The organism is Sporolactobacillus shoreicorticis (assembly GCF_024125445.1).
In the GTDB taxonomy this organism is placed as follows: Bacteria; Bacillota; Bacilli; order Bacillales; family Sporolactobacillaceae; genus Sporolactobacillus; species Sporolactobacillus shoreicorticis.
Map to the genome: position 1 here is coordinate 35,795 of NZ_JAMXWM010000023.1, position 23,426 is coordinate 59,220.

Below are 23,426 nucleotides of genomic sequence, written 5' to 3' on the forward strand. Positions count from 1 at the left end.
AGAAGAAGCAAGAGATAGCATGTAAAAACAGCTACCCGAACGGATCGGATGGCTGTTTCAGATGAAGCTGTGTTTAAAGGCGGTCACTCATTGGGAGACAAAGCAAGTGAATTATAGTGCTGGAACCAATCGATGATTTCTTGAAGGCGAGTAAGCCGATTTTTTGGCCGCCCGCTCCGTGACAGCTCATGATTTTCTCCTTTAATTCGAACAAATCGTGTTTCAACACCAAGCCGGCGCAGTGCGGTATACCATTGTTCGGCTTGTTCGATCGGGCAGCGATGATCTTGCTCGCTGTGAATAATACAGGTCGGTGTTTTGACTTGATTGGCATAGCGAATCGGAGAGAATTGCATCAGTGTATCCTCATCGCTCCACAGATCAGCACCGTTAAAATAACGAGTAAGGAAGTAATAGCCGATATCACTTGTTCCATAGAAATTATAGAGATTGCAGATGGATCGCTGGGTAACAGCCGCACGGAAACGGTTCGTTGTTCCGACAAGCGTGTTCGTCATAAACCCGCCGTAGCTTCCGCCGGTTACAAATTGGCGATCGGGATCGCATTCTGGATAATTTGCTAATACATAATCGAGTCCTTTAAGAATATCAAGCTTGTCCTTTCTACCCCAGTCGCCATAACAACCGGCACAAAATTCAGCACCATAGCCGCGGCTTCCTCGCGGATTTGTGTAGACGACAGCGTAGCCCTGCGCCGCCAGACATTGAAACTCATGATTGAATGACTCACCATAGGCAGCTGCAGGTCCGCCGTGAATTTCCAATACAACCGGTACTTTTTTTGCGGTTCGAGCGGCTTTAGGCGGCATTAGCACCCAACCGTCAATTTTCCAGTTGTCAGCGCCATCATATGTAAATGGAGTGGGTTCATTCAGATCCAATTGGTTGAAAAGTTCTTGATTATGATCGCTCGCTTGTCGAATCGTGTCGCCATTTCCCAGGAAATAGAGATCTCCTGTTGAAAGAGGTGTTGAAAGAATGGCGATGATTTTATCATTGTTCATCGAAAATGAAGTCATCACCTTTTTTTTTCGCATGAATACTGTAGCGATTTCTCCATTTAAGTTTATCGATTTTAATCCACTGATCGCACCGTCTTGAACGAGATACGTCAGGGATTGTCCATCTTTTGCCCATTGAATCAAGTGATGGGCGTCATCAAAACGGACATCGGTTCCGATAAAATTGCCCAGTGACAGGTACTTGTTTTTAGTAAGATTTTTGGCCAGTCCGCCGGCTGCGGGTACGAGCAGAATGCTGATGTTTTCAGGAGTGCATTCTCCGTCGTCATTTCCTGCGAGAGCGACCGTTTGTCCATCCGGCGAAATTTGTATTTCTTTAATGGAACCTAATGCTTTATAAATGCGTTTTGTTGTTCGTGTGGAAAAATCATAGACATACAGATCCAAAAGATAATCACTTTGATCCGGTTGTGGTTTTCCCATACAGAAGTACAACTGGCTACCATCCGGTGAAAAGGTAGGAAGTTCTGCATCGCAATGCGGATTTGTGATCAGTTCTTGATGCCTGTCCACGATGGAACAAAGGTGCAGCGCCGTTGTTCCATCAACAAATCCTTTGCCGTTCTGTAAATACCTGAGTCTCGTAACCACCGTAACATCCGGGTTGTCGGATTTTTTCTTATCCTTTTTTGTTGTTTGACAAACAAGTTTTTGTCCATCCGGGCACAAAGTAAAATCATTCGTGCCCTCTTTGAAATCAGTGACTTGCTCCGATTCTCCGCCTGAGACAGGGATTCGCCATACTTGATCGATTCCCGTACGGTTTGATAAATAGTAGACATACGTACCATCTGAAGAGAAAATGGGGTGGTGATGTTTCTCCAAAAGGGTATCATTATAGGTATAGGTCAATGGCTTCGGTGAATGTTCGCCGTCTGTCCAATATAATGACGAAGAATACCCGTTTTGGTTTAAATCAGTCTTTGTGACAACATAGACTGCCTGAAGCCCGTCAATAGAAAGTGCAGGGGAACCGGCAAAGGTGAAGGCAGCTAAATCATCAATAGTTATCAGTCGCTTGCTCAAATTAATTTCCCTCCTTTTGTTCAATTATAGGTGATTAGCAAGTAAACAGCATCTTTTTTAGCGAGCTGTCAGAAAATTTATTCATGTCTCCCATTTCAGATCTATGCTAAAAAAAAACCATCCTGAATAAGATCAGGATGGTTTGATACAGCCTTGATTGGTGCTTATTTAGGAAATTGCTGCTGTGCATACTGCGTAAATTGCTGCTGTGTTTGCTGGATTTTCTGTGGATCCTGCGACTCCATTTTGTACCAGCCTTTGTTGAACATCAAATTGAAGAGGTCACGCTGATGATCGCATGTTTGATCAAAGACCCCTTTGATATCTTGGTACAACGATTGGTGGCTGGCTTCCTGAAGTGCATGCACGTAAGAGGTGCCCAGATATTTTTCCGTAAGAAGGACATCATTCAGATAATCGCGATCATTCATCTGCGGTGTCTGAGGAACTTGTGTTTCCGTGTTTTGAATCGGCATCGATTGTGCCGGCTGTTTTTCCATCATTGTGCCATTCCCCCTGCCATAGTCGTTGCCTGAACATGTTTACCCAGGTGATTGAGGATACTTTGATAATGGCGCATGTGCAGCTGACAGGTCCGATTCATCGCCTGAATGACATCTTGATCCTGACACAGTGAAGCATAAGCATTTGCTTTTTTTATGATCTCCAGGTTCCAGGACAGGATATCTTCGATGTAAAGGAAGTCCTTTGTCGACAAAATCGCAGGTGGTTGTGCGAATTTCATTGGAGTCTGCCCGCTCTGTTGCTGAATGTTCATGTGTTATTCACACTCCTATATATTTGTGGTGGCGGTGCTCTTTGTTAGTATGTCCGGTCAACGTCAAAAAATTTGGGTGAGCGACTGTTTTTTTGCATGATTCATGACGGCGGGTATAATATAGGAAGATCATTTATGTGGAGGAAAGGATGAAGGCAGTGCTGACCATGTATAGTTATCCGCCATGCGGAACATGCCGAAAAGCGAAAAAATGGCTGAATGAACATTCAATACCCTATAAAGAAATCAATATCGCTGATCATCCGCCGGACGAAGAGGTACTGAAGCAATTGGTTGAAAAAAGCGGGATTTCGATCGGAAAATTTTTCAATACGAGCGGGAGGCATTATCGTGACGGCGATTTTAAGAATCGCAGGAAGAATGAACCTGAAGAAAAATGGCTTGAATGGCTTGCTCAGGACGGGATGCTGATTAAACGACCGCTTGTTTATGATGCAAATAAAGCAACGGTCGGATTCAGTGAAGCATTGTTTGAAAATGAATGGACAAAGCACTGATATCTGAATAAAATTCATTTGTTTTATCTGCCAAATTTTACGCTATAATAGAAGTATCTTTAGGAATGTAAGCATATTCAGTACCTGAAAACGGAGGCAAAATAATGAGTGTACCTACAGACTTGCTGTATTCAAAGGATCATGAATGGGTTAAGAAAGAGGCGGACGGCAAGGTTCGCATCGGTATTACGGAGTTTGCTCAGAAGGAACTCGGAGATATTGTTTTTGTTGAACTTCCGGATATCGGTGCCGAACTCGGTTCCGGTGATTCATTTGGCAGCGTTGAATCAGTGAAAACGGTTTCTGAACTATACGCTCCGGTGAGTGGTGTTGTTGCAGCAATCAATGACGAACTTGAAGATTCACCGGAATTCGTCAATGAATCCCCTTATGAAAAAGCGTGGATGGTTGAACTTGAATCTGTTGACGCGTCAAGTTTCGATGATTTGCTGGATGCCGCTGCGTATGAGAAATTGATTAATTAACGAAAGACAGGTACAAGCAATAGAGGCACTTATAAAGTCGCTCACAAAATAACTTAACAGCCCTTGTCATCTTTTTGTTACCAGATTGTCGCTTTCTTTTCAACAGGAAAGCATGGTATAAATGAGGCAGGGGTTTTTTGCTTTTTCGACAAAACTCTCGAACCCCGGACATTAACAAAAGTTTTTGACAATAGTCATACGTTTCTGTAGGACATGTTATTGTAAAAAAAAGATGAATGAACTATGTTATTTTAATCATTTTTGGATGGAACAGAGAATGAGAAACCAAAGCGAGAGGTGAGTGTTTTGATGAGCGCAAACCAGTTAACATTAGGCGGAGCGTTTAATATTTCGCTTGAAACGAATATTTTTCAGGTACAGCAAGGCGATGAATCCTTGCGTAACACAATTATCGAATCCTACCAGCCTTTTATTAAAAAGGTTGTTTCTAAAGTATGCAATCGTTTTATAGATCAGACAATGGATGAATTCAGTATCGGTTTAGTTGCGTTTAACGAAGCGATTAATCAATATCAAAAAGGGCAGGGAAGCAAATTTCTGACATTTGCGGATATGGTTATTCGACGCAGAATTATTGATTTTATTCGTAAAGAATCTCGTCAGGTGCGCCATATTTATTTGGATCAGACAAAACAGAATGATGAAAATACAATGGAAGAAAGTTTCATCGAGCAACAGGCTGCTATTGACCACTTCGAAGAGCAGCGGCGAATTAACGAACGCATGGAGCAAATTGAAAGCTATCAATCACTGCTGCTTGAGTATGGGATTACCTTTGATGTGCTGAGCAAGCATTGTCCGAAGCACGCGGATGCGCGTGAAAATGCAAAAGTTTCGGCAAAAAGGCTGGTTGAGCATAAGGAATTAGTGACTTATTTAAAGAAAAAGAAACAGCTGCCGATAAAAGATTTGTTACAATTTGTCTCGTGTAGCCGCAAAACGATTGAAAGGAATCGAAAGTATATAATAGCATTGTCGCTGATCTATATCGGCGGGTTCAGTGCACTGAAGTCATATATTGAACCGGAGCTAGAAGCGGTTCGGTGACCAAGAAAGGTGGGGAGGAAAACTGATTAATCAGGGTGTGCTAGTGTCCAAGAAGGGGAGGCGTGCTGTCATTCTGACTGATGAAGGCGACTTCAAGTCGGTCCGGCTCAGACGCACGGTCGACCTTTCAATAGGACAAACGGTACGTTGTAAACACCTTGCCCAATTCCACCTTCTTCCCAAATCAATCCTGACGCCGATGGTCGCACTCGGTTTTTCATTGCTGTGTTTTATTCCGTTGTCGCACAGTACATATGCACCTCCTGGACCGGTAGCCGCATATGTTTATTTTGATTTAAAGGCAAGTATTGAGGCGAGTGTAGATCGTAATATGCAGGTCATTTCTGTGCAGCCTCTGAACAGTGAGGCAAGACAGCTGCTCAAGGTAACACCTGTCGTTCAAAAAATGCCTCTTCAGCAGTTCAGTTCAGCACTCTTTTCAAAACTGAAGAACAAAGGAGCTTCGAACAAGCAATCCCTTTGTTTGGTTACAACCGTTTTGACAAATCAAATCAGCCGTTCGCAGAAGTCGGTATTTACACAGAGACTGACTGCATCTTTTAATAGCGGTGCAAGACAAGTTCTCCAAGCGAATGGAGGAGGAATCGAGTGGCTTCAAGCTTCACTTGAACGAAAAAAGGATGCCGAAGCGCGAGGTCTGTCCGTTGGGAAGTACTTGCTTTACCTGCAGGCGAATGCATATGGCAAGACGCTTTCGCTTGAAGATGCCAAGCAGCTGTCTATTGAGAAGATGCGTGAAGTATCAGGAGCTGTTTCACTTCCGTGGCATTCGCTGATCAGAGAACGGATTAATAGCACTACCTCGGGAAGCGGGTCACATATAGAGCAAGCATCCTTCAGGATTAAACAGTTTAAACCGCTGTTTCAAAATCCTTTTCAAGTCGGTGAGGTGAATAAAAACAGGGAGAGCAGCAGCTATAATTATTTGAATACCCGAACTGCAGGCTACGCCTGATTTCTGTTCATGAAGTTCCAAGCAAAGAAGCATTTGCCTGGAGCTTTTAACCGTGCATAATTAGGTATTTGGTCGGGTAAGAAGGTTTGACAGTATTCGTTATGCGTGGTAAATTATTAACACTCAATTGTATAGAAAAACTCTTATCCAGAGAGGCAGAGGGACTGGCCCGATGATGCCCGGCAACCTGATTGCAGATCGATGCAATAAAAGGTGCTAATTCCTTCAGAAACGAATGTTTCTGGCAGATGAGAGAGGCGAAACCCACCTCTCTCAAGGCGGGTTTTTTTATTGGTTGAAGCGAAATGTGAGGGGGACTGCTGCCGGATAGATCATAGATCAAATGCCAAGTAAAAATGTAGGTTAAGTTTTATCAGCTGTATTATTTGAAAGCGGTGAACGAGTTTGATTCAATTAAGCAATGTTGAAAAAACGTTTCGGACCGAACAGGGTCCGGTGCGTGCACTATCGGATGTCAGTCTTTCTATTCAAGAAGGAGAAGTATTCGGCATCATCGGCTACAGCGGTGCAGGAAAGAGCACACTCATTCGGATGATTAATCTGCTTGAGAAACCGACGGCGGGTACGATCACGATTGACGGCCGAAGCCTTACAGATCTGGATGAGCGCCAGCTGCGTGAAGAACGTCGGTCAATTGGGATGATCTTTCAGCATTTCAATTTGCTGTGGTCGCGTACAGTGGCTGAGAATATCGCTTTTCCATTAGAACTGACGAAGCTGAAGAAGAAGCAAAGAAAAGAACGGATTTCTGAATTGATTCGGATGGTTGGGCTTGAAGGTAAAGCAGCTGCCTATCCGGCACAACTGAGCGGCGGTCAAAAACAGCGGGTAGGTATTGCCCGGGCATTGGCTAACAATCCAAAGGTTCTTCTTTGTGATGAGGCGACATCGGCACTTGATCCGAAGACAACTGATTCTATTCTTACACTTCTGAAGGAAATTAATAAGACGCTTGGACTGACGATCATTTTGATTACCCATGAGATGACGGTTATTCAGAAAATATGTGATCGTGTGGCTGTGCTTGACGGCGGGAAAATTGTTGAGCAAGGAACAGTTGCCTCTGTGTTTTCGAATCCGCGTCAAACCATTACTCAAGAATTTGTTGGTACCCATACAGGCAAAAAAGCACCATTTCAAATCGATTATTCCGCAGCGCACGCAGAGGAGACTGTAATCAGTCTCTCTTCGGATGATCAAATCGCTTTTCAACGGGCTTTATCGCATTTGCTTGGAAACGCCAGACTGTCGGTAAAGGTGTTTGGCTTAGTGCGCGGGGAAAGTGTTCGAACAGACCGAACAATCGTTTCTCTCCAGGGTGCTTCGGAAATTATCCATAAAGCGATTGATGATCTGCGTTCAGAAGGCGTGAGGGTTGAGGTGACAAAGAAAAATGAGTGAGTGGGTACAAAGTGTCGATTGGCCGAGTATGTGGCTTTCCACGGGACAAACGCTCTATATGACAGCCATTTCCGGAGTCTTTACATTTTTTCTTGGGATTGCATTAGGGCTGTTGCTTTATTTAACCGCCAAGGGCGGACTCTATGAAAATCCGATTATTTACAAACTGATCGCTTCATTCGTTAATGTATTTCGCTCGATTCCGTTCATTATCCTGATTATTCTTCTTATTCCGTTTACTGTGCTGATTCTTGGTACCATGATCGGTGCGACAGCGGCTTTGCCTTCAATAATTATCGGGGCAGCGCCGTTTTACGCGCGGTTAGTCGAGATCGGATTGCGAGAAGTAGATAAAGGAGTCATTGAAGCAGCTCAAGCGATGGGAGCAACGCGTCTGCAAATTATCTGGAAAGTTCTTCTTCCAGAATCACTTCCATCCGTTTCTTCCGGAATGACGGTTGCACTGATTGCACTCATTGGCAATACGGCAATGGCAGGTGTTGTCGGTGCCGGCGGACTGGGTACGATTGCCTATAATGAAGGGTTTGAAGCAAACAACAACACGATAACTTTTATTGCCACAATTATCATACTGATTATTGTATTTTTCATTCAATATATTGGCGATCGCATTACACGCCATGTAGACAAGAGATAGGCAGCAGCATGCTGTTATGCATTAAAATGATGGAACTTAAAAAAAATCAACGAATAACTAGGGGGAACCTGATATGAAGAAATATAGTGTATTGACTGTTATTCTTGCGTTTGTACTCATTCTCACGGCGTGTGGACAATCATCAGGCAATTCAGAGAAAAATCAAACGTTAACCGTTGGCGCTTCAGCAGTGCCGCATGCTGAAATTTTGAAAAAGGCGGTGCCTTTACTCAAGAAAAAAGGCATTGATTTGAAAGTGAAAGTTTTCCAAGACTACGTCCTCCCAAATAAAGCACTTGCTTCAAAACAATTAGATGCTAACTATTTTCAACATATTCCCTATCTTGACCTTTATAACAAACAACACAACACGGATTTAGTAAATGCAGGCAAGATTCATATTGAACCTTTTGGCATTTATTCAAAGAAGTATACTGATGTAAGCAAGATAAAAGACGGGGCGACTGTCCAGATCAGCAATAACAAATCAGAACAAGGGCGCATTTTGCTGTTGCTTCAATCAAAGGGACTCGTGAAAATCAAAACGGGTGTTGATCCGGTCTCCGCAACACTTAAGGATATTGACAATATCAAACATCTAAAATTCCTGCAACCGATCGATCCCGCTATTCTTCCGAAAGCATATGAGCATAGTGCGGCTGATCTCTATGCAATTAATACGAATTATGCACTGCAGGCAAAGCTGGACCCGAAAGAGGATGCGCTGATTCTTGAAGGAGCTTCGTCACCCTACGCGAATATAATCGCTGTACGCAAAGGCGATCAAAATAAAAAGGCCATTAAAGAATTAGTTAATGTGCTTCATTCAAAAACGATTCAAGATTTCATTACTAAGAAATATAAAGGCGCAGTACTGCCTGTTTCCGAATGATATTGGATAGAGAATAATGAGAAATCGTCCAGCAGTAATTGTTGGGCGATTTTTCATTTAGACCATGAAAAACCGTGATAAGGAATCACACATAATGTTTTAATTTAATCCGAAATAAATATATCTAAGGCCGAACCGCTTTGTGTATTTTATTCTTGTCCGATAAAAATGTACAAAAGATTTGTGGAATTTAGGTATAAGAAAACTGAAAGCATTTTTTGCTAACTGTATGCACGGTCCCGCCCGTAACGCGAAAATCATCATATCGTGTAGGAAGTAGAGCGGGTGTAAAACTAAACTTATATACGTTTTTCTTCATCCTTTTTGTTCATTCTTCTATTATGATCATTGAAAATAGCGGTATAATATGGATAGACACGTATCTGTAAATTGTGGACTATCCTTTGGGTTGCTATCTATTTACATCTGATATAATATGATAATGAGAATAGATTGAGAACGGATTTCAATCCATAATTAGACTTTTATATTGGAGGCTTTGATATGACTGTACCGGAATTGAAAATAAACGATCTCCGCGTTTCTGTTGAAGGAAAGTCTATTGTTAAGGGGTTTGATCTTAATATGAAGGGCGGAGAGATTCACGCCCTGATGGGACCGAACGGAACCGGAAAATCAACCGTTGCTTCTGCATTGATGGGACATCCAAAATATGAAGTCACCTCGGGGCAGGCACATCTTGACGGTCAGAACCTGTTCGATATGGCAGTTGACGAACGCGCAAGGGCGGGAATGTTTCTCGCCATGCAGTATCCGAGCGAAGTAAGCGGGGTCAGCAATGCCGATTTCTTGAGAACTGCGATCAATGGGAGACGCGGAGAGGGCAATGAAATTCCTCTGATGAAGTTCATTAAGACGATGGATAAGAAAATGCAGCTGCTGGAAATGGATCAGTCTTTCGCAGAACGCTACGTCAATGAAGGATTTTCCGGCGGTGAGAAAAAACGCAATGAGATTTTGCAGCTGATGATGCTCGAACCGAAATTTGCCATACTTGATGAAATTGATTCCGGTCTGGATATCGACGCTTTGAAATGGGTGGCTAAGGGTGTCAACTCGATGCGTTCGGAAAACTTCGGCTGCCTGATTATTACACACTACCAGCGGCTTTTAAATTATATTAAGCCAGATTTTGTTCACATTATGATGAATGGACAGATTGTAAAAACCGGCGGCCCGGAACTTGCACTGCAACTTGAAAAAGAAGGCTATGACGGCATGAAGACTGAACTCGGTATTACTGATGATGAAAAAACGGTTGAGGCATAAATTTTTCATACGTGAGGAGGGGTGAGGATGTCCATGCAACTGAAAAAGCTTCCGTTTGGTGCGGAAGAAATCATAAAATTTGCTGAAAAACGAAAAGAACCTAAATGGTTTACAGATACACGGTTAAAGGGTTTGGGTCTGGCTGAAGAACTTCCGCTTCCAAAACCGGAGAAGACGCGGATTGCAGACTGGAACTTTACCAATTTTAGTTATCAGATCGGGAGCAGTGTTGTCAGCCAGCTGAACGAGCTGCCTGAAAGTATTCAAAATCTGATGAAGAATGGTGAAGAAGCAGCCAATGTTCTGATTCATGTAAACAGCTCCGCTGTTTACAGTCAGCTTTCTAAAGAATTGACTGATCAAGGCGTTATCTATACCGATTTGGCAACAGCGGTTCGGGAACATAGTGACTTGCTTGCAAACTATTATTTTAAGACAACATCAATAGGAAAACACCAACTGACCGCTATGAATGCAGCGCTTGTAAACGGAGGTACATTTCTTTATATTCCCAAGAATGTTGTGATTGAACAGCCGATTCAAGCTGTTTATTATCAAGATGCCCCATCTTCAGGCCTCGTAGCACATACAGTTGTTGTTGCGGAACAAAGCAGCTCGGTTACGTTCGTCGAGAGCTATCTTTCTGACAGTTCGGTAGGCGAGGGTGCGGCGAACCTTGTTAATGAAGTCATTGTGGGTGAGAACGCACAGGTAAAATACGGCGCTGTCGATGAATTTACAGATCAAATTGTTACGTACGTCAGCCGCCAGGCGGAAGTTGCGAAGGACGGACGTATTCAATGGGCACTCGGTCAAATGAATGATGGAAACACCTTGTCCGAGAATGCAACGAACCTCGAAGGGGACGGAGCAGCGGCGGATATTAAAGCGGTAAGTATCGGCAGCGGAACTCAGAAACAGAATTTTGATAATTATGTGCGTCATGTCGGTAAGGCGACGCAAAGCCAGCTGCTTGTTCGCGCCGCGCAAAAAGATGCATCAAATTCAATTTTTAACGCAAGGACGAAAATTGAACACGGTGCATCGGGCGCTGATGGTGAACAGACGCAGCGTGTTCTGATGCTCAGCGACGATGCACGTGGCGATGCGAACCCGATCCTGCTCATTGATGAATACGACGTTATTGCTGGACATGCGGCATCTGTCGGACGGGTCGACCCGGATCAGCTTTATTATTTGATGAGCCGTGGCATTAAACAAGAGTTGGCGGAAAAACTAATTGTTGAAGGATTTCTCGCGCCGATCGTTGATTTGCTTCCTATTGAAGGTGTTCGCAGACAATTGACCACTTTAATTGAAAGGAAAGTCGGCTAATGGATATTCAGACAATTCGTCAAGATTTCCCTATTCTGAAGCAACAAGTCAATGGGCATCATTTGGTTTATTTGGACAATTCGGCGACCTCTCAGAAACCTGTGTCTGTCATCCAGACAATGGTTGATTATTATGAGACCTATAATTCCAATGTCCACCGCGGCGTGCACACATTGGGCACGATTGCGACGGATCGCTATGAGGAAGCGCGGGAAAAAATCCGCCGTTTTATCAATGCGAGCAGCGAAAAGGAAATCATTTATACAATGGGCACAACTCAGAGCCTTAATCTGATTGCTTATGGATACGGTCTTGCACGGCTGGGCAAGGGAGACGAGATTGTGATCACGCCGATGGAGCATCACGCAAACCTGATTCCCTGGCAGCAGGTTGCTAAGAAAACAGGAGCCGTACTCCGTTATTTTCCAATGGAAGCTGACGGAACTTTGGATCTTGTCAAAGTGCGCGAAACGATCACGAATCAGACAAAGGTCGTGTCGGTAACCGAAGTTTCCAACGTGCTGGGTACCGTTAACCCTGTAAAAGAGATCGCAAAAATTGCTCATGAACATGGTGCGATTATGGTTGTAGACGGAGCGCAGAGCACGCCGCATATGACTGTGGATGTTCAAGATCTGGATGCGGATTTTTTCGCTTTTTCAGGTCATAAAATGCTCGGACCGACAGGCATTGGTGTTCTGTACGGCAAACAAGAGCTGCTGGAAGCCATGGAACCGATTGAAACCGGTGGCGAGATGATTGACGAGGTTAATTTTCAGAATGCGACCTGGGCAGAGCTTCCTTGGAAGCTTGAAGCCGGCACGCCGCATATTGCCGGAGCAATCGGACTTGGAGCGGCAATTGATTATTTACAACGTATCGGCATGGATGCGATCCAGCATTATGAAGAACAATTGACAGCGAAGGCATACAATATGCTCTCGGAAATTGAAGGGGTTACGCTCTATGGCCCGAGCAAGCGCTCCGGACTTGTCTCATTCAATATTGAAGGTGTACATCCTCATGATGTATCGACTGCACTTGATTCGGAAGGAATCGCTGTGCGCGCCGGACATCACTGTGCGCAACCCTTGATGAGCTGCTTAAAATGTGAGTCAACGGTTCGCGCAAGCTTCTATTTCTACAATTCTGAGGATGAAATTGAAGCACTTGCCAAAGGAATTAAAGAAGCGAAGGAGTTCTTCGGACATGTTGTTTAATAATCTTGACCAGCTTTACCGCTCAGTCATCATGGATCATTATAAAAAGCCCCACAACCGAGGCGAGCTTGACGGCGACCACTGTGTGACGGTAAACATGAACAATCCGTCCTGCGGCGATAAGATTCAAGTATCTCTTAAAATAGAAGATAACAAGGTTGTTGATGTAAAATATTTAGGTTCCGGATGTGCGATCAGCCAGTCCTCCGCTTCGATGATGACTGAAGCGATTAAGGGATTGGCAATTGATAAAATTCATCAGCTCACCTTTGATTTCTCTGAAATGGTTCAAGGGCGCGAACATAATGATGACATGGATCTCGGTGATGCCGAAGCGCTTCATGGTGTTTCTCAGTACCCGGCACGAATTAAATGTGCGACTTTAGCGTGGAAGGCTGTTGAAAAAGCATTGCGTGAGGCAGATAAAAAGGAAAAGAGCCACCAATAACCAATAATTCTGTAAATTGTGGTAAACTTAATTGATACAATTGCTAATGTCAACGGTTGACTATTATCAGTATAGATCTGTGACTAATAAATAACGATGCCATGGCATCGCTGAGTACGAAGAAAAAGGAGGAATAATGCGATGGCTACAGAACAACAGCTGCCCGAAATTGAAGAATATAAGTATGGGTTCCGGGAAAAGGACGTATCTGTGTTTCGAACAAAGCGTGGTTTGACTGAGGACATCGTACGCGAAATTTCCAAGAAGAAAAATGAACCGGAATGGATGCTGAATTACCGTCTGAAAGGATTGCATCATTTCTATAAACGGCCAATGCCGCAGTGGGGTGCAGATCTGAGCGGTCTGGCCTTTGATGATCTGACTTATTATGTTAAACCGGTACAAAATCAAGGCCGCACTTGGGATGAAGTACCGAATGAAATTAAGGACACCTTTGATAAGCTGGGTATCCCGGAAGCCGAACGCAAATACCTTGCAGGTGTTTCTGCGCAATATGAGTCTGAAGTTGTCTATCACAGCATGAAGGAAGAACTTGAAAAGGACGGCGTCATTTTTCTTGATACGGATTCCGCTCTTCAAAAGCATGAAGATTTGTTTAAACAGTATTTTGGCAAAGTCATTTCTTTTGCTGACAATAAATTTTCCGCACTGAACGCAGCCTGCTGGTCCGGGGGCTCCTTTGTCTATATTCCGAAAGGTGTGATCTGCAAGACACCGCTTCAGGCCTATTTCCGTATTAACTCAGAGAGCATGGGTCAGTTTGAACGTACGCTGATCATCGTCGATCAAGGCGCTTCCGTACATTATGTTGAAGGCTGTACCGCGCCGGTATATTCCAGCAGTTCGCTGCACAGCGGTATTGTTGAAATCTACGTGTGCAAAGATGCTTATTGTCGTTACACGACCATTCAAAACTGGGCGAACAACGTATACAATCTTGTTACTCAGCGTGCGATCTGTGAGGAACATGCAACGATGGAATGGGTAGACGGCAACATCGGTTCCGCCGTTACGATGAAATACCCATCCGTCGTACTGAAAGGCGAGGGGTCGCGTGGGAGCACGCTGACAATTGCAATTGGCGGCAAAGGTCAGAATCAGGATTCCGGATCAAAGATGATCCATCTCGCGCCGAATACATCGTCAACGATCATCTCGAAATCAATCGCAAAAAACGGTGGGAATGTTACCTATCGTGGCAAGGTTCATTTTGCACCGAACGCGAAAAATTCCCGGTCTCATATTGAGTGCGATACCTTGATCATGGATGATAAATCAACATCAGATACGATTCCTTATAATGAAGTGCTGAATAAAGACATATCAATGGAGCATGAAGCGAAGGTTTCCAAGGTTTCCGAAGAACAGCTCTTCTATCTGATGAGCCGCGGTTTGACCGAACAAGAAGCGACGGAAATGATCGTTATGGGTTTCATTGAACCATTTACGAAGGAACTTCCGATGGAGTATGCCGTCGAAATGAATCGTTTGATTAAATATAACATGGAAGGCTCAATCGGTTAAAAAACATATAGGATCAAGTTGAGTATGGTTACCTTTCAATTCGCTTTCGGCGGATTGGAAGGTTTTATTTTTAAGGCGCTGTTAAACGCCGTTCAAACAGATAAACCTTTCAGCAGGCTGAAAAGTGTCAATTGAGCCAATAAATAGGGTTGAGCCGCATAAACTTTTAATACAGCCTTAAGTCTTCGCCTTGCCAAGTTATTTAACAAGATAGGAAAGCATATGATTTTGCCTCGTATGAAAACCAATAAACTGACGTCTTGGCCGTGGATCAAAACGAAGGTAGGAGACGCCAGCGGGAATCCGAGATTTCTGCCTGTCTGAGGAGGCTCCCGGACTGCCCGCAAGCGCAGCAGTTGATTGTGAGTATCCGGAGCGTACTCAAAACCAGGTGTTTTTTGCCTGGTTTTTCTAAAAGAAAAAAGAGCAAGCGATGATTCTTTCTTGACAGAATAAAAGCTTCTGGGGATAAAATAGATATGTCAGCTTTAATGGCTGTACGTTTTGTTCATATTGGGAGGCCTCAAGTTTGATCACACTCCATTTTTTACATACAAATGACATTCACAGCCATCTTGATTCGTGGGGCTGCTTAGTCCGTTATTTAAATCAGGAGCGAGAACACCTTGCCGAAGCCGGAGAGCCGTTTCTGACTCTCGACTTGGGCGATCATATGGACCGTGTAAACCCGATGACAGAAGGGCTGCTCGGAACGGGGAATGTAAAATTATTAAATGATGCACGCTATGATTACGTGACGATCGGCAATAATGAGGGGATTACCTTTACGAAAGAACAGCTTGGCGCCGCATATCTCATGAGGCGTTTTAAAATTGTGCTTGCCAATTTATATGATCAGCACACGGGAAGGCGTCCTGAATGGTGTGCACCTTATGTCATTCAGGATATGCAGGGCGTTAAGGTCGGTCTGATCGGTCTGACTGCTTCTTTTCCTCATTTTTACAGTCAGCTTGGTTGGACTATTAAAGATCCATATTCCGAATTAACGAAACTTGTAAAACGGATACGTGGCAAGGTTGATGTTCTTATTTTATTATCGCATGTCGGTCTGCCGTTTGATGAGAAAATCGCACGGGAAATTGATGGAATCGATGTCATTATCGGCGCACATACGCACCATGTGCTGGAACAGGGAAAAATGGTAAGCGGCACATTAATCGCTCAAACCGGAAAGTTTCTTCAATACGCCGGTCATATTGTGGTCGATTATGATGAGCAAAAAAGGAGTGTGGTTTATAAAGGCGCGGATCTAGTGACGTTGCGTGAACCATCTGATCAAACAGCGAACAATGAGGTGCGTGATCTAACCGAAAAAGGCATTGCAAATATGCAGGATGTGATTGCCGTGCTTGATCGCGATTATGAGGCTGACTGGTTTGCTAAATCTGAGTTAACTGACTTAATGGCCGATGCACTGCGCAAGTGGTGCGGCGCCGACATTGGTTTGGTAAATGCAGGAGTTATACTCAATCATTTGCCGAAGGGTCCTGTAACACGTTTCATGGTGCATCGCATCTGTCCTCATCCGATTAATCCATGCCGCGTCGAAGTGACAGGAAAAGAAATTATTGACATGATCAGACTCGGTTTAAAGAAAGATTTTCAGACCTATGAATTAAAAGGATTTGGATTTCGCGGCAAAATGATTGGCCGGCTTGTGTTCAGCGGACTGTCATATAAAATGAACTCTGATTCACCGGTTGGTGTTACCATACATGAGCGGCCGATTGATTGTTCAAAACGATACAGTGTCGGGACGATCGATATGTTTACCCTGGGATCGTTTCTTCCTCCAATTGTTAAAGCGGAGCAGCGCTTTTATTTGCCGGAAACATTGCGCGACCTGCTTGCCTGGCAGCTCAGCCAAACGCGCAAAAATTAAAGGCTATTCACCGATCGCCCACTCTCTCCATAGGATAGATGAGGAGGGAGGCATAGTAATGATTGACGTGCAACCATTTACAATAGACGGTAACCTGTACCAAGGGATCAGTGTTTCACTGCCGAAAACGACTCTGCTTGTGATTACTGGGAAAAACGGCTACATTATGTGCGGAGCGCTGGATGTGAACCTTCTTAATGATAAGCTTGCGGATCGAAATGTGCTGGCCGGAAAAGCAGTCGGTGTCCGAACCTTGGACGATCTGCTGCACGCGCCGCTTGCCGAAGTGACGATCGGCGCGGAAAAGCTTGGCATTCATGCGGGTACGATCGGTTTAGATGCCTTGAAGAAAATGGCCTAATTTCTTCGAGTAAACTGAATAAGATCTGAGGATAAGACAGATACCGTGATCAGTCTGAGTTTTCCAAAGAAAAAAGACTTAACCCTCTTTCACAGTCATATAAATGATGTGGAGGAGGGTTGTCATGTTTAAACCGAGCCGGCGCTACAGACGAAAGAACATGTCGATCAAGCATACGCTGTTTCTCTCGCTCTTCATTTTCATCCTCTGCATTTCTATAGCGGTATGGATTGTCAATGAGAAAATGAAGCCCGCCGTAATGAGTATCGCGCTCACGCAAACCGAACAAATCGGCAATTACGCCATCAATTATGGAACGGGTCAAGAAGTATTAAGCAATGTGACTAAGGAAAATGACCCTAATGAAATTCCGACAATAGATTACTCGAAACTCATTGTCACACATCGAACGGATGATAACAAGGTTACTGATTTTGATCTGAATATGGAAGAAGCCAATCGACTTAAAGGCATTATTTCTAATCGCATCCTTTGGTTTTTAAGAGCGGCAGAAAAGGGGCGCATTTCCTTAACCAATGGCCATGCTGATGATCTGGTGTACAGCAAACATCATAATGGCGATGCATTAATTGCCGACATACCTTTGGGGCAGGTTTTAAATAACGCGCTGCTGAGCAATTATGGACCGCGCGTTCCTGTTGAAATGGACATCGTGAGCAATGTTGAAACCGACATTAAAACAAAGTATGGGAATGTAGGGATTAACAATCCGCTCTATTTACTTTATCTCAAAGTCAAAGTCAAAGTTGATGTAATTGTTCCCTTTGAAATAAAGACGAAGACGATTGTACAACGTATACCATTTGGCGGAAAAAATATCAATCCGGGCGTTCCTTACTATTACAGCTCAAATGGATCCGGAATTTCGACATCGGTACCGATTGAGACACCTAAAACAGACGAGAAAAAGAAAAGTGATCAGTAAAAAAGCAGCTTTTGTTTAAAGGCTGCTTATTTCAATGAAACCAATATGATCAGTGCGTATTTGCCTGTCGCTCCCAGATTCGTAATAAAGGATACGGATCAACGGAATATTCTGCGTGCCCGTTATCTCTGTAAAGCCCGTAATGCAGATGTGGCGGGAATTTTCCCATTGTGCCTTTCGGACCGTATCCCGAGCTGCCGACATAGCCGATCACCTGTCCCGGCTTTGTGATGATGTTGTGGTGAATTCCGGGAGCATATCCATTCAAATGTGCAAAATAGTGGTAATTTCCGTGCAGATCGCGAATGCCGATTCGCCAGCCGCCGTATTTATTCCAGCCGATTAACTCAATAATGCCATAGGCGGTTGCTCTGACCGGAGTGCCGTAATCAGCAAAGATATCGGTTCCTTCATGGATTCGATTGCCGCCCCATCCTCGTTTCGCGCCCCATGTCGACGCATAATCATAATTGTAATTGATCGGAACGGGGAATGCGTGCTGGTCCAAGTCAGCGGGCTTTGCATTCTCAAACAGCTGGGCAAAGTCCTCTATTAGATCTACCGCCTTGCCTCTTTTATAGATGTTCCATAAACCAATGCGATTATTTTCTTCTCCGGGTCCGGCTTGAGCGATTTGTTCGGCAAATGTGTAGAGCCGATCCTCGGGACTTTGAAGACTTGCGCGGCCGTCACCGTTCCCGTCCTTGCCTACACCGCCAAATAAGGCAATGGTTTTCGGATCCTCATCATTTAGATCCGGATTGAGCGGACCGGCCCAGACGCGCTTTTTAAAGGTAATGCTAATCAGTTGTTTATTGTTTGTTTTCTCGGCTTTTAACGCATTAATATTGCGGGCGTATTGGTCACATCCGGCAAGCACATTCCAAGGAACGTCGGTGAGTAGCGCGGTTTTTAAATAAAGCGCCTTTCGCTCTTGCATTTGTGCACGTGGCTTTGCTTGTGCGCAAATGGATTGTGATAATATGAAAAATACAATGAAAAAACAAGAGATTATTCGTGACCACAGCGGCATGGCTTAACAACGATCCTTTCCTGGCTTAATTTTATATAAAATGATTTAGCTTTGCGCTTTTCACGAAATCTGTGCAATCTGCTATAATGAACAGTATGCCGACACATCATGACGTGCTTTGCGGCAATTAAGAGGGGAGGTTATCCCATTGACCGGTTCAATCGTTTCTGTCGAACACCATAAATATGAAATTATTGAAGATGTTCGGAACGGCTGGAATGAGGAAGCCTTTTTAAAACGATACAGCGAAATTCTGAACAAATTCGATTACATAGTCGGCGATTGGGGATATGAGCAGCTGAGGCTTCGCGGCTTCTATGAAGATCATAATCCGAAATCAACTTTTGATACGAAAATAAGCACTCTGGTGGACTATATCATTGAATATTGCAGTTTTGGATGCGCTTATTTTGTATTAAGAAAAATTGATGGCAAATGATCGAATGAACCTTTTCTGTTAGTTTGCACAAAATCAGGAAATTGATGAGCGCTGAATTCAAGAAGACAGAAGAACATGGAGGTAGAGACGGTGAAAAAGTATGATGCGTTCTTGCTTGACCTTGACGGAACCGTTTATTGGGGAAAAGAAGAAATACCGGAAGCAGTAACCTTTGTAAAGACGTTAAAAAGCAAAGGACTGCCTTATTTGTTTGTAACCAACAATTCGACGCGAACGAAAGAAGCCGTTGCCGATCAACTATCCGGGTTCGGCATTCCTTGCACGCCGGATGATGTCTTGACAACGAGCATCGCAACAGCGAGTTATATAAAAGCGAGAAAACCAAATGCAAAGGTACTCTACATTGGTGAGCAGGGCTTGCAGCAGGCGATGCAGTCTGCCGGTTTCACTTATGAAGAAGAACATCCTGATTTTGTTGCATTCGGCATGGATCGGCAGATTACTTATGAGAAATATGCGAAGGCATGCCTTGCAGTCCGTTCAGGTGCGGCTTTTGTCTCCACAAATCCGGATGTTGCACTTCCTAATGAACATGGACTTGCACCGGGAAATGGAGCACTGACCTCTGTGATTACTGTGTCCACAGGTGTAAAACCCGTATTTATTGGGAAACCGGAACCGATTATCATTGATTTGGCACTTGAAAAATTGGCAACAACCAAGCGGCGCACGCTCATGATCGGAGATAATTATGATACGGACATCATGGCAGGAATTAATGCAGGTCTTGATACGTTAATCGTTCATACTGGCGTGACTTCAGCCGAAGTGTTGAAAACGAAGGCAGTGCAGCCCACCTATGCATTAAATTCCTTGAGTGAATGGACTTTTCATGAATAAGCCAATGGTGACGAATTTCATGATCTTTTAACAAATCTTTTAACGAACTAGCCACTTATTTGGCCGCATGTTAATCATGTGGCTGTTTTTTATGGAAATCATTGCTTGTTCGAGTGATGAAATAGGCTGCTGTTCGATAGAATGGATAAAGAAGAAATCTGTAAATGGAGGCGGCCGTGAATGAGTACACCGGACTGGCGGTCGGTAGTAGCCAAAGACTATGATTTGTCCCATACGGATGGACCAATCAGGCTTTATTTTCATCCCCTGAATCAATTTTATCACCATAATTTAGAACAGCTTGCAGGATGGGCGGATTATTTATCGATTGAGGCCGGACTGCCGGTTTGCCGAATGGTGCGAAACCGTGAAGGTCGCTACGATACGGAAGCAAACGGAGAATCATGGGTTCTGATGAATCCTCCGCAGCAAACGGATCGACTGGAACGATCGGCCGGGGCAACGCTGGCAGAGCTCCATGCGCGGACAACAGGTGTTGATTTAGCCGCATTTCCTGAGTCATCAGTTCAATCGAAAATAGAGCACTTGGAGAATCGACTTGACGCATTGGAAAAAAAATATGATGTTTGCCGAAACGAAGAACAGCCTTCATCATTTGAACGAGTGTTCACGGAACACTTTCCATACTTTTCAGGATGTGCAGAAAATGCAATTCAGATGGCTGTTGATGAATCCATTAACTTCCCAAATGCAGAACCGCTTTGCATCGGGCACTATCGATTTGTCGATTATGAACGTTTTCCTGCGGATAACCCAGCACATTGGGTCGTTGACGATCGGTCCAGAGATTTGGCAGAAGGACTTCGCGCGCTGACCTGGCAAAGTGCACGAAGCGATATCGAACCCGCAGCAGCAGCTTTCTTAGATGATTACGAATCTTTTTTTCCATTGAGTGGACCTGCAATCGGCAAGATGTATGGGCGCCTCCTTTATCCGATTACCTTCATTGAATGCTGTGAACGGTACTTTAACGGCCCCGCAAACACCGATGAGCGCGAACTTGAATTGGTCCTGCGTCAAGGAGAAGAAAAAGCGAAGGATCAGGAGCGGCTGCTATCCTTTCTTGCAGATCGTTATAAAGACCGATTTTATGCACCAGAATGGCTGGCACGCACATAACGATATAAGGAGCACCGTTTGCAATCGGCAGGCAAACGGTGCTCCTCATTTCCAGTTCTATTTAAAAGATTTGTTCAAGCTCTTTGATTCCGGGAACATTTTCAATGAGGGCACGTTCGATGCCTGCTTTCAGTGTAAGCGTCGAACTTGGACAATTGCCGCATGCGCCGAGCAACCGGACACGTACAATGCCGTTTTCCACGTCTAACAATTCCACGTCTCCGCCGTCACGCAGCAGATAGGGACGAAGCTTCTCCAGTACTTCTTCGACTTGATTATACATATACACACTCCTCCACTGTTGCATTTAAATTTATTATATCTTTTTTGATTTGGAAAATCTATTGATACGTTATGCCATGATGACCAACTGAAATAATTGTCAAAAATCAAATCAGTGACGCAGCCGCACGAATTTGCTATATTAATTAGTAAATTACATGTGAACCTGAGGTGAACGGATTGGAACTTACTGTATACGGAGCAGAAGCCGTATGCGCGAGCTGTGTTCAGGCGCCGTCGGCAAAAGCAACCGCTGAATGGCTGGCGGCAGCTCTTTCACGTAAATTTGACGGAACGATTTCAGTCCGCTACATTGATGTTTATAAACCGGAAACGGAAGAAGACCAAATCTATTGTACGAAAATTCTTGCTGACGACTATTTTTATCCGCTTGTGGTTGCTTGCGGGAAAGTGCTTGGTGAAGGGTTTGTCACATTGAAACCGATTGTCGACTACCTGATTGAAAACGGCATGCATCTTGAGCGAACAAGAAAATAAGAATGAGAAACAATGATCAGGTAAAAAGGAGGACTTCATATGCTCGATTTTCACCACAGCTGGCCTTATGAACGAGTGGCAAACGACTTCTATTTTGAAGAGTGTCCATTTTGTCATCAATCACCGGTTTTGCTTTCAATTAAAAAAGAAGCTGTTGCGGGTGCTTTCGAAGGAATTAAAGTAGATCTTATTATGCCTTGCTGCCATGAAAAAATTGTGATCGAAACGATGGATCATGATTACATCTGGGCAGCGCAGGTATTACGCTGACACCCGTCATATATGGCGGCTATAATAGAACTGGAGCGATGAGAATATGGGACAGGGAATTCGGTTTATAAAAATGCACGGACTCGGCAATTGTTACATTTATCTGGACGGAATGACGCACGATTTATCTCCGATTGCATCCTTTCCTGAACTTTCGCAGCAAGTTTCTGATCCTTATAAGGGGATTGGTTCTGACGGCTTGATTCTGATTTTGCCATCGGCTGATGCCGATGTGCAAATGCGTATCTTTAACAAGGATGGTTCCGAAGCGATGAATTGTGGGAACGGACTCCGCTGTGTCGCAAAATATGTCTATGAGCACCGGCTGGTTGATTCGGAACACTTTGCAATTGAAACCCGATCCGGCAATAAACAGGCCGTTGTACACGCGCGGAATGGTGCGGTGAACGAGGTGACGGTAGATATGGGAGAGCCGATCCTTGAACGAGAACGGATTCCTGTAGCGGGGGAAAAACGTGGCCAGAAGGTTATCCGTGAGCACTTATCCATCGGGGATAAGGAATATACGTTTACTGCTGTATCTATGGGAAATCCGCATGCCCTATTTTTTGTAGAAGATATTTCTAAAGCGCCGATTCACAAGCTTGGTGCGTTGCTGGCGGATAAGGATCCCCTTTTTCCAAATGGTGCGAATATCGGGTTCGTTGAACCGATTACAGATCGTGAAGTGAACTACCGTGTATGGGAATGTGGATCAGGAATTACTCAAGCCTGTGGTACAGGGGCCTGTGCGTCCGTTGTTGCCTCTATCTTGGAAGAACGCGTGACAAAGGATGTGCCGGTAACCGTGCATCTTGACGGTGGCGATTTAACTATTGAATGGCGGTCGGAAACGAATCATGTACTGATGACCGGTGAAGCAAAAGTGATTTGTGAAGGGGTTTATTTTCAAGAATAGGCAAATGTATATTTGTGATTTAGGTCACATCACGATATAATGTAACTAAATCGTAAAAGGGGCTGAAAGA

26 protein-coding genes and 1 riboswitch are annotated in these 23,426 nt (G+C 44.1%); of the genes, 21 read left to right on the forward strand and 5 right to left on the reverse strand.

Going from position 1 to position 23,426, the window contains the following annotated elements; translation table 11 throughout:
* Positions 1 to 83 precede the first annotated feature (83 nt).
* The 3 genes from NIE88_RS16130 to NIE88_RS16140 form a co-directional block, all read right to left on the reverse strand.
* Positions 84 to 2,069, reverse strand: a complete 1,986-nt coding sequence (locus NIE88_RS16130; RefSeq protein ID WP_253063688.1) for a S9 family peptidase — start codon at positions 2,067 to 2,069, stop codon at positions 84 to 86.
* 164 nt (positions 2,070 to 2,233) lie between these two features.
* Positions 2,234 to 2,569 carry a spore coat protein gene (locus NIE88_RS16135; protein ID WP_253063750.1) on the reverse strand — a complete coding sequence of 112 codons (336 nt, stop codon included), beginning with the start codon at positions 2,567 to 2,569 and terminating at the stop codon, positions 2,234 to 2,236.
* Positions 2,569 to 2,847: a hypothetical protein gene (locus NIE88_RS16140; protein WP_253063690.1), complete on the reverse strand. Its 279-nt coding sequence runs from the start codon at positions 2,845 to 2,847 to the stop codon at positions 2,569 to 2,571. The genes NIE88_RS16135 and NIE88_RS16140 overlap by 1 nt, the downstream gene beginning before the upstream one ends.
* Positions 2,848 to 2,984: 137 nt before the next feature.
* Between NIE88_RS16140 and NIE88_RS16145 the strand changes: the two genes are divergently transcribed.
* From NIE88_RS16145 to yunB, 15 genes are all read left to right on the forward strand, one after another.
* Positions 2,985 to 3,365 carry a Spx/MgsR family RNA polymerase-binding regulatory protein gene (locus tag NIE88_RS16145; protein WP_309247051.1) on the forward strand — a complete coding sequence of 127 codons (381 nt, stop codon included), beginning with the start codon at positions 2,985 to 2,987 and terminating at the stop codon, positions 3,363 to 3,365.
* A gap of 104 nt (positions 3,366 to 3,469) precedes the next feature.
* The gene (gene gcvH / locus NIE88_RS16150; protein ID WP_253063692.1) at positions 3,470 to 3,850 is read left to right on the forward strand and encodes a glycine cleavage system protein GcvH; all 381 of its coding nucleotides are present in this window, start codon (positions 3,470 to 3,472) and stop codon (positions 3,848 to 3,850) included.
* 309 nt (positions 3,851 to 4,159) lie between these two features.
* A complete protein-coding gene (gene sigI, locus NIE88_RS16155; RefSeq protein ID WP_253063694.1) occupies positions 4,160 to 4,918 on the forward strand; it encodes an RNA polymerase sigma-I factor in 759 nt (252 codons plus the stop codon).
* A 37-nt stretch (positions 4,919 to 4,955) separates the two neighbouring features.
* Positions 4,956 to 5,894, forward strand: coding sequence for an anti-sigma factor domain-containing protein (locus NIE88_RS16160; RefSeq protein WP_444965497.1), 939 nt, complete (start codon positions 4,956 to 4,958; stop codon positions 5,892 to 5,894).
* Positions 5,895 to 6,034: 140 nt separating this feature from the next.
* A riboswitch (SAM riboswitch) is annotated at positions 6,035 to 6,149 on the forward strand.
* 150 nt (positions 6,150 to 6,299) lie between these two features.
* Positions 6,300 to 7,316, forward strand: coding sequence for a methionine ABC transporter ATP-binding protein (locus tag NIE88_RS16165; RefSeq protein WP_253063698.1), 1,017 nt, complete (start codon positions 6,300 to 6,302; stop codon positions 7,314 to 7,316).
* Complete coding sequence (locus NIE88_RS16170) at positions 7,309 to 7,974, forward strand: methionine ABC transporter permease (protein WP_253063700.1); 666 nt, start codon at positions 7,309 to 7,311, stop codon at positions 7,972 to 7,974. Before NIE88_RS16165 ends, NIE88_RS16170 begins: the two co-directional genes overlap by 8 nt.
* Positions 7,975 to 8,047: 73 nt before the next feature.
* Positions 8,048 to 8,866, forward strand: coding sequence for a MetQ/NlpA family ABC transporter substrate-binding protein (locus tag NIE88_RS16175; RefSeq protein WP_253063702.1), 819 nt, complete (start codon positions 8,048 to 8,050; stop codon positions 8,864 to 8,866).
* A 504-nt stretch (positions 8,867 to 9,370) separates the two neighbouring features.
* The gene (gene sufC, locus NIE88_RS16180) at positions 9,371 to 10,156 is read left to right on the forward strand and encodes a Fe-S cluster assembly ATPase SufC (RefSeq protein ID WP_253063704.1); all 786 of its coding nucleotides are present in this window, start codon (positions 9,371 to 9,373) and stop codon (positions 10,154 to 10,156) included.
* Between the two features lie 27 nt (positions 10,157 to 10,183).
* Complete coding sequence (gene sufD / locus NIE88_RS16185; protein ID WP_253063706.1) at positions 10,184 to 11,491, forward strand: Fe-S cluster assembly protein SufD; 1,308 nt, start codon at positions 10,184 to 10,186, stop codon at positions 11,489 to 11,491.
* The gene (locus NIE88_RS16190) at positions 11,491 to 12,711 is read left to right on the forward strand and encodes a cysteine desulfurase (protein ID WP_253063708.1); all 1,221 of its coding nucleotides are present in this window, start codon (positions 11,491 to 11,493) and stop codon (positions 12,709 to 12,711) included. The genes sufD and NIE88_RS16190 overlap by 1 nt, the downstream gene beginning before the upstream one ends.
* The gene (gene sufU, locus NIE88_RS16195) at positions 12,701 to 13,159 is read left to right on the forward strand and encodes a Fe-S cluster assembly sulfur transfer protein SufU (protein WP_253063710.1); all 459 of its coding nucleotides are present in this window, start codon (positions 12,701 to 12,703) and stop codon (positions 13,157 to 13,159) included. The genes NIE88_RS16190 and sufU overlap by 11 nt, the downstream gene beginning before the upstream one ends.
* Positions 13,160 to 13,300: 141 nt before the next feature.
* Entirely contained in the window at positions 13,301 to 14,704 is a 1,404-nt protein-coding gene (gene sufB, locus NIE88_RS16200; RefSeq protein ID WP_253063712.1) for a Fe-S cluster assembly protein SufB, read from the forward strand.
* Positions 14,705 to 15,233: 529 nt separating this feature from the next.
* Positions 15,234 to 16,607: a bifunctional metallophosphatase/5'-nucleotidase gene (locus tag NIE88_RS16205; RefSeq protein ID WP_253063714.1), complete on the forward strand. Its 1,374-nt coding sequence runs from the start codon at positions 15,234 to 15,236 to the stop codon at positions 16,605 to 16,607.
* A 58-nt stretch (positions 16,608 to 16,665) separates the two neighbouring features.
* Complete coding sequence (locus NIE88_RS16210; protein WP_253063716.1) at positions 16,666 to 16,968, forward strand: YunC family protein; 303 nt, start codon at positions 16,666 to 16,668, stop codon at positions 16,966 to 16,968.
* Between the two features lie 124 nt (positions 16,969 to 17,092).
* The gene (yunB, locus tag NIE88_RS16215) at positions 17,093 to 17,914 is read left to right on the forward strand and encodes a sporulation protein YunB (RefSeq protein WP_253063718.1); all 822 of its coding nucleotides are present in this window, start codon (positions 17,093 to 17,095) and stop codon (positions 17,912 to 17,914) included.
* 49 nt (positions 17,915 to 17,963) lie between these two features.
* Here yunB and NIE88_RS16220 read toward each other — a convergent pair whose 3' ends face one another.
* A complete protein-coding gene (locus NIE88_RS16220) occupies positions 17,964 to 18,947 on the reverse strand; it encodes a M23 family metallopeptidase (protein WP_444965498.1) in 984 nt (327 codons plus the stop codon).
* 148 nt (positions 18,948 to 19,095) lie between these two features.
* On the opposite strand from NIE88_RS16220, the gene NIE88_RS16225 reads away from it, so the two are divergent.
* The 3 genes from NIE88_RS16225 to NIE88_RS16235 all read left to right on the forward strand — a co-directional run bounded on the left by NIE88_RS16225 (position 19,096) and on the right by NIE88_RS16235 (position 21,387).
* Complete coding sequence (locus tag NIE88_RS16225) at positions 19,096 to 19,386, forward strand: YutD family protein (RefSeq protein WP_253063722.1); 291 nt, start codon at positions 19,096 to 19,098, stop codon at positions 19,384 to 19,386.
* A 90-nt stretch (positions 19,387 to 19,476) separates the two neighbouring features.
* Positions 19,477 to 20,247: a 5' nucleotidase NucF gene (nucF, locus tag NIE88_RS16230; protein WP_253063724.1), complete on the forward strand. Its 771-nt coding sequence runs from the start codon at positions 19,477 to 19,479 to the stop codon at positions 20,245 to 20,247.
* A 180-nt stretch (positions 20,248 to 20,427) separates the two neighbouring features.
* Complete coding sequence (locus NIE88_RS16235) at positions 20,428 to 21,387, forward strand: YutH/CotS family kinase-like spore coat protein (RefSeq protein ID WP_253063725.1); 960 nt, start codon at positions 20,428 to 20,430, stop codon at positions 21,385 to 21,387.
* A gap of 61 nt (positions 21,388 to 21,448) precedes the next feature.
* Here the strand turns inward: NIE88_RS16235 and NIE88_RS16240 are convergent, their stop codons facing one another.
* Positions 21,449 to 21,670 carry a NifU family protein gene (locus tag NIE88_RS16240; RefSeq protein ID WP_253063727.1) on the reverse strand — a complete coding sequence of 74 codons (222 nt, stop codon included), beginning with the start codon at positions 21,668 to 21,670 and terminating at the stop codon, positions 21,449 to 21,451.
* 170 nt (positions 21,671 to 21,840) lie between these two features.
* Here NIE88_RS16240 and NIE88_RS16245 point away from each other — a divergent pair, with 170 nt between their 5' ends.
* The 3 genes from NIE88_RS16245 to dapF are packed head-to-tail and all read left to right on the forward strand — an operon-like array spanning position 21,841 to position 23,356.
* The gene (locus tag NIE88_RS16245) at positions 21,841 to 22,167 is read left to right on the forward strand and encodes a DUF1462 family protein (protein ID WP_373689449.1); all 327 of its coding nucleotides are present in this window, start codon (positions 21,841 to 21,843) and stop codon (positions 22,165 to 22,167) included.
* Between the two features lie 39 nt (positions 22,168 to 22,206).
* Positions 22,207 to 22,437 carry a hypothetical protein gene (locus NIE88_RS16250; protein ID WP_253063730.1) on the forward strand — a complete coding sequence of 77 codons (231 nt, stop codon included), beginning with the start codon at positions 22,207 to 22,209 and terminating at the stop codon, positions 22,435 to 22,437.
* Positions 22,438 to 22,483: 46 nt separating this feature from the next.
* The gene (gene dapF, locus NIE88_RS16255) at positions 22,484 to 23,356 is read left to right on the forward strand and encodes a diaminopimelate epimerase (protein ID WP_253063731.1); all 873 of its coding nucleotides are present in this window, start codon (positions 22,484 to 22,486) and stop codon (positions 23,354 to 23,356) included.
* Positions 23,357 to 23,426 lie beyond the last annotated feature (70 nt).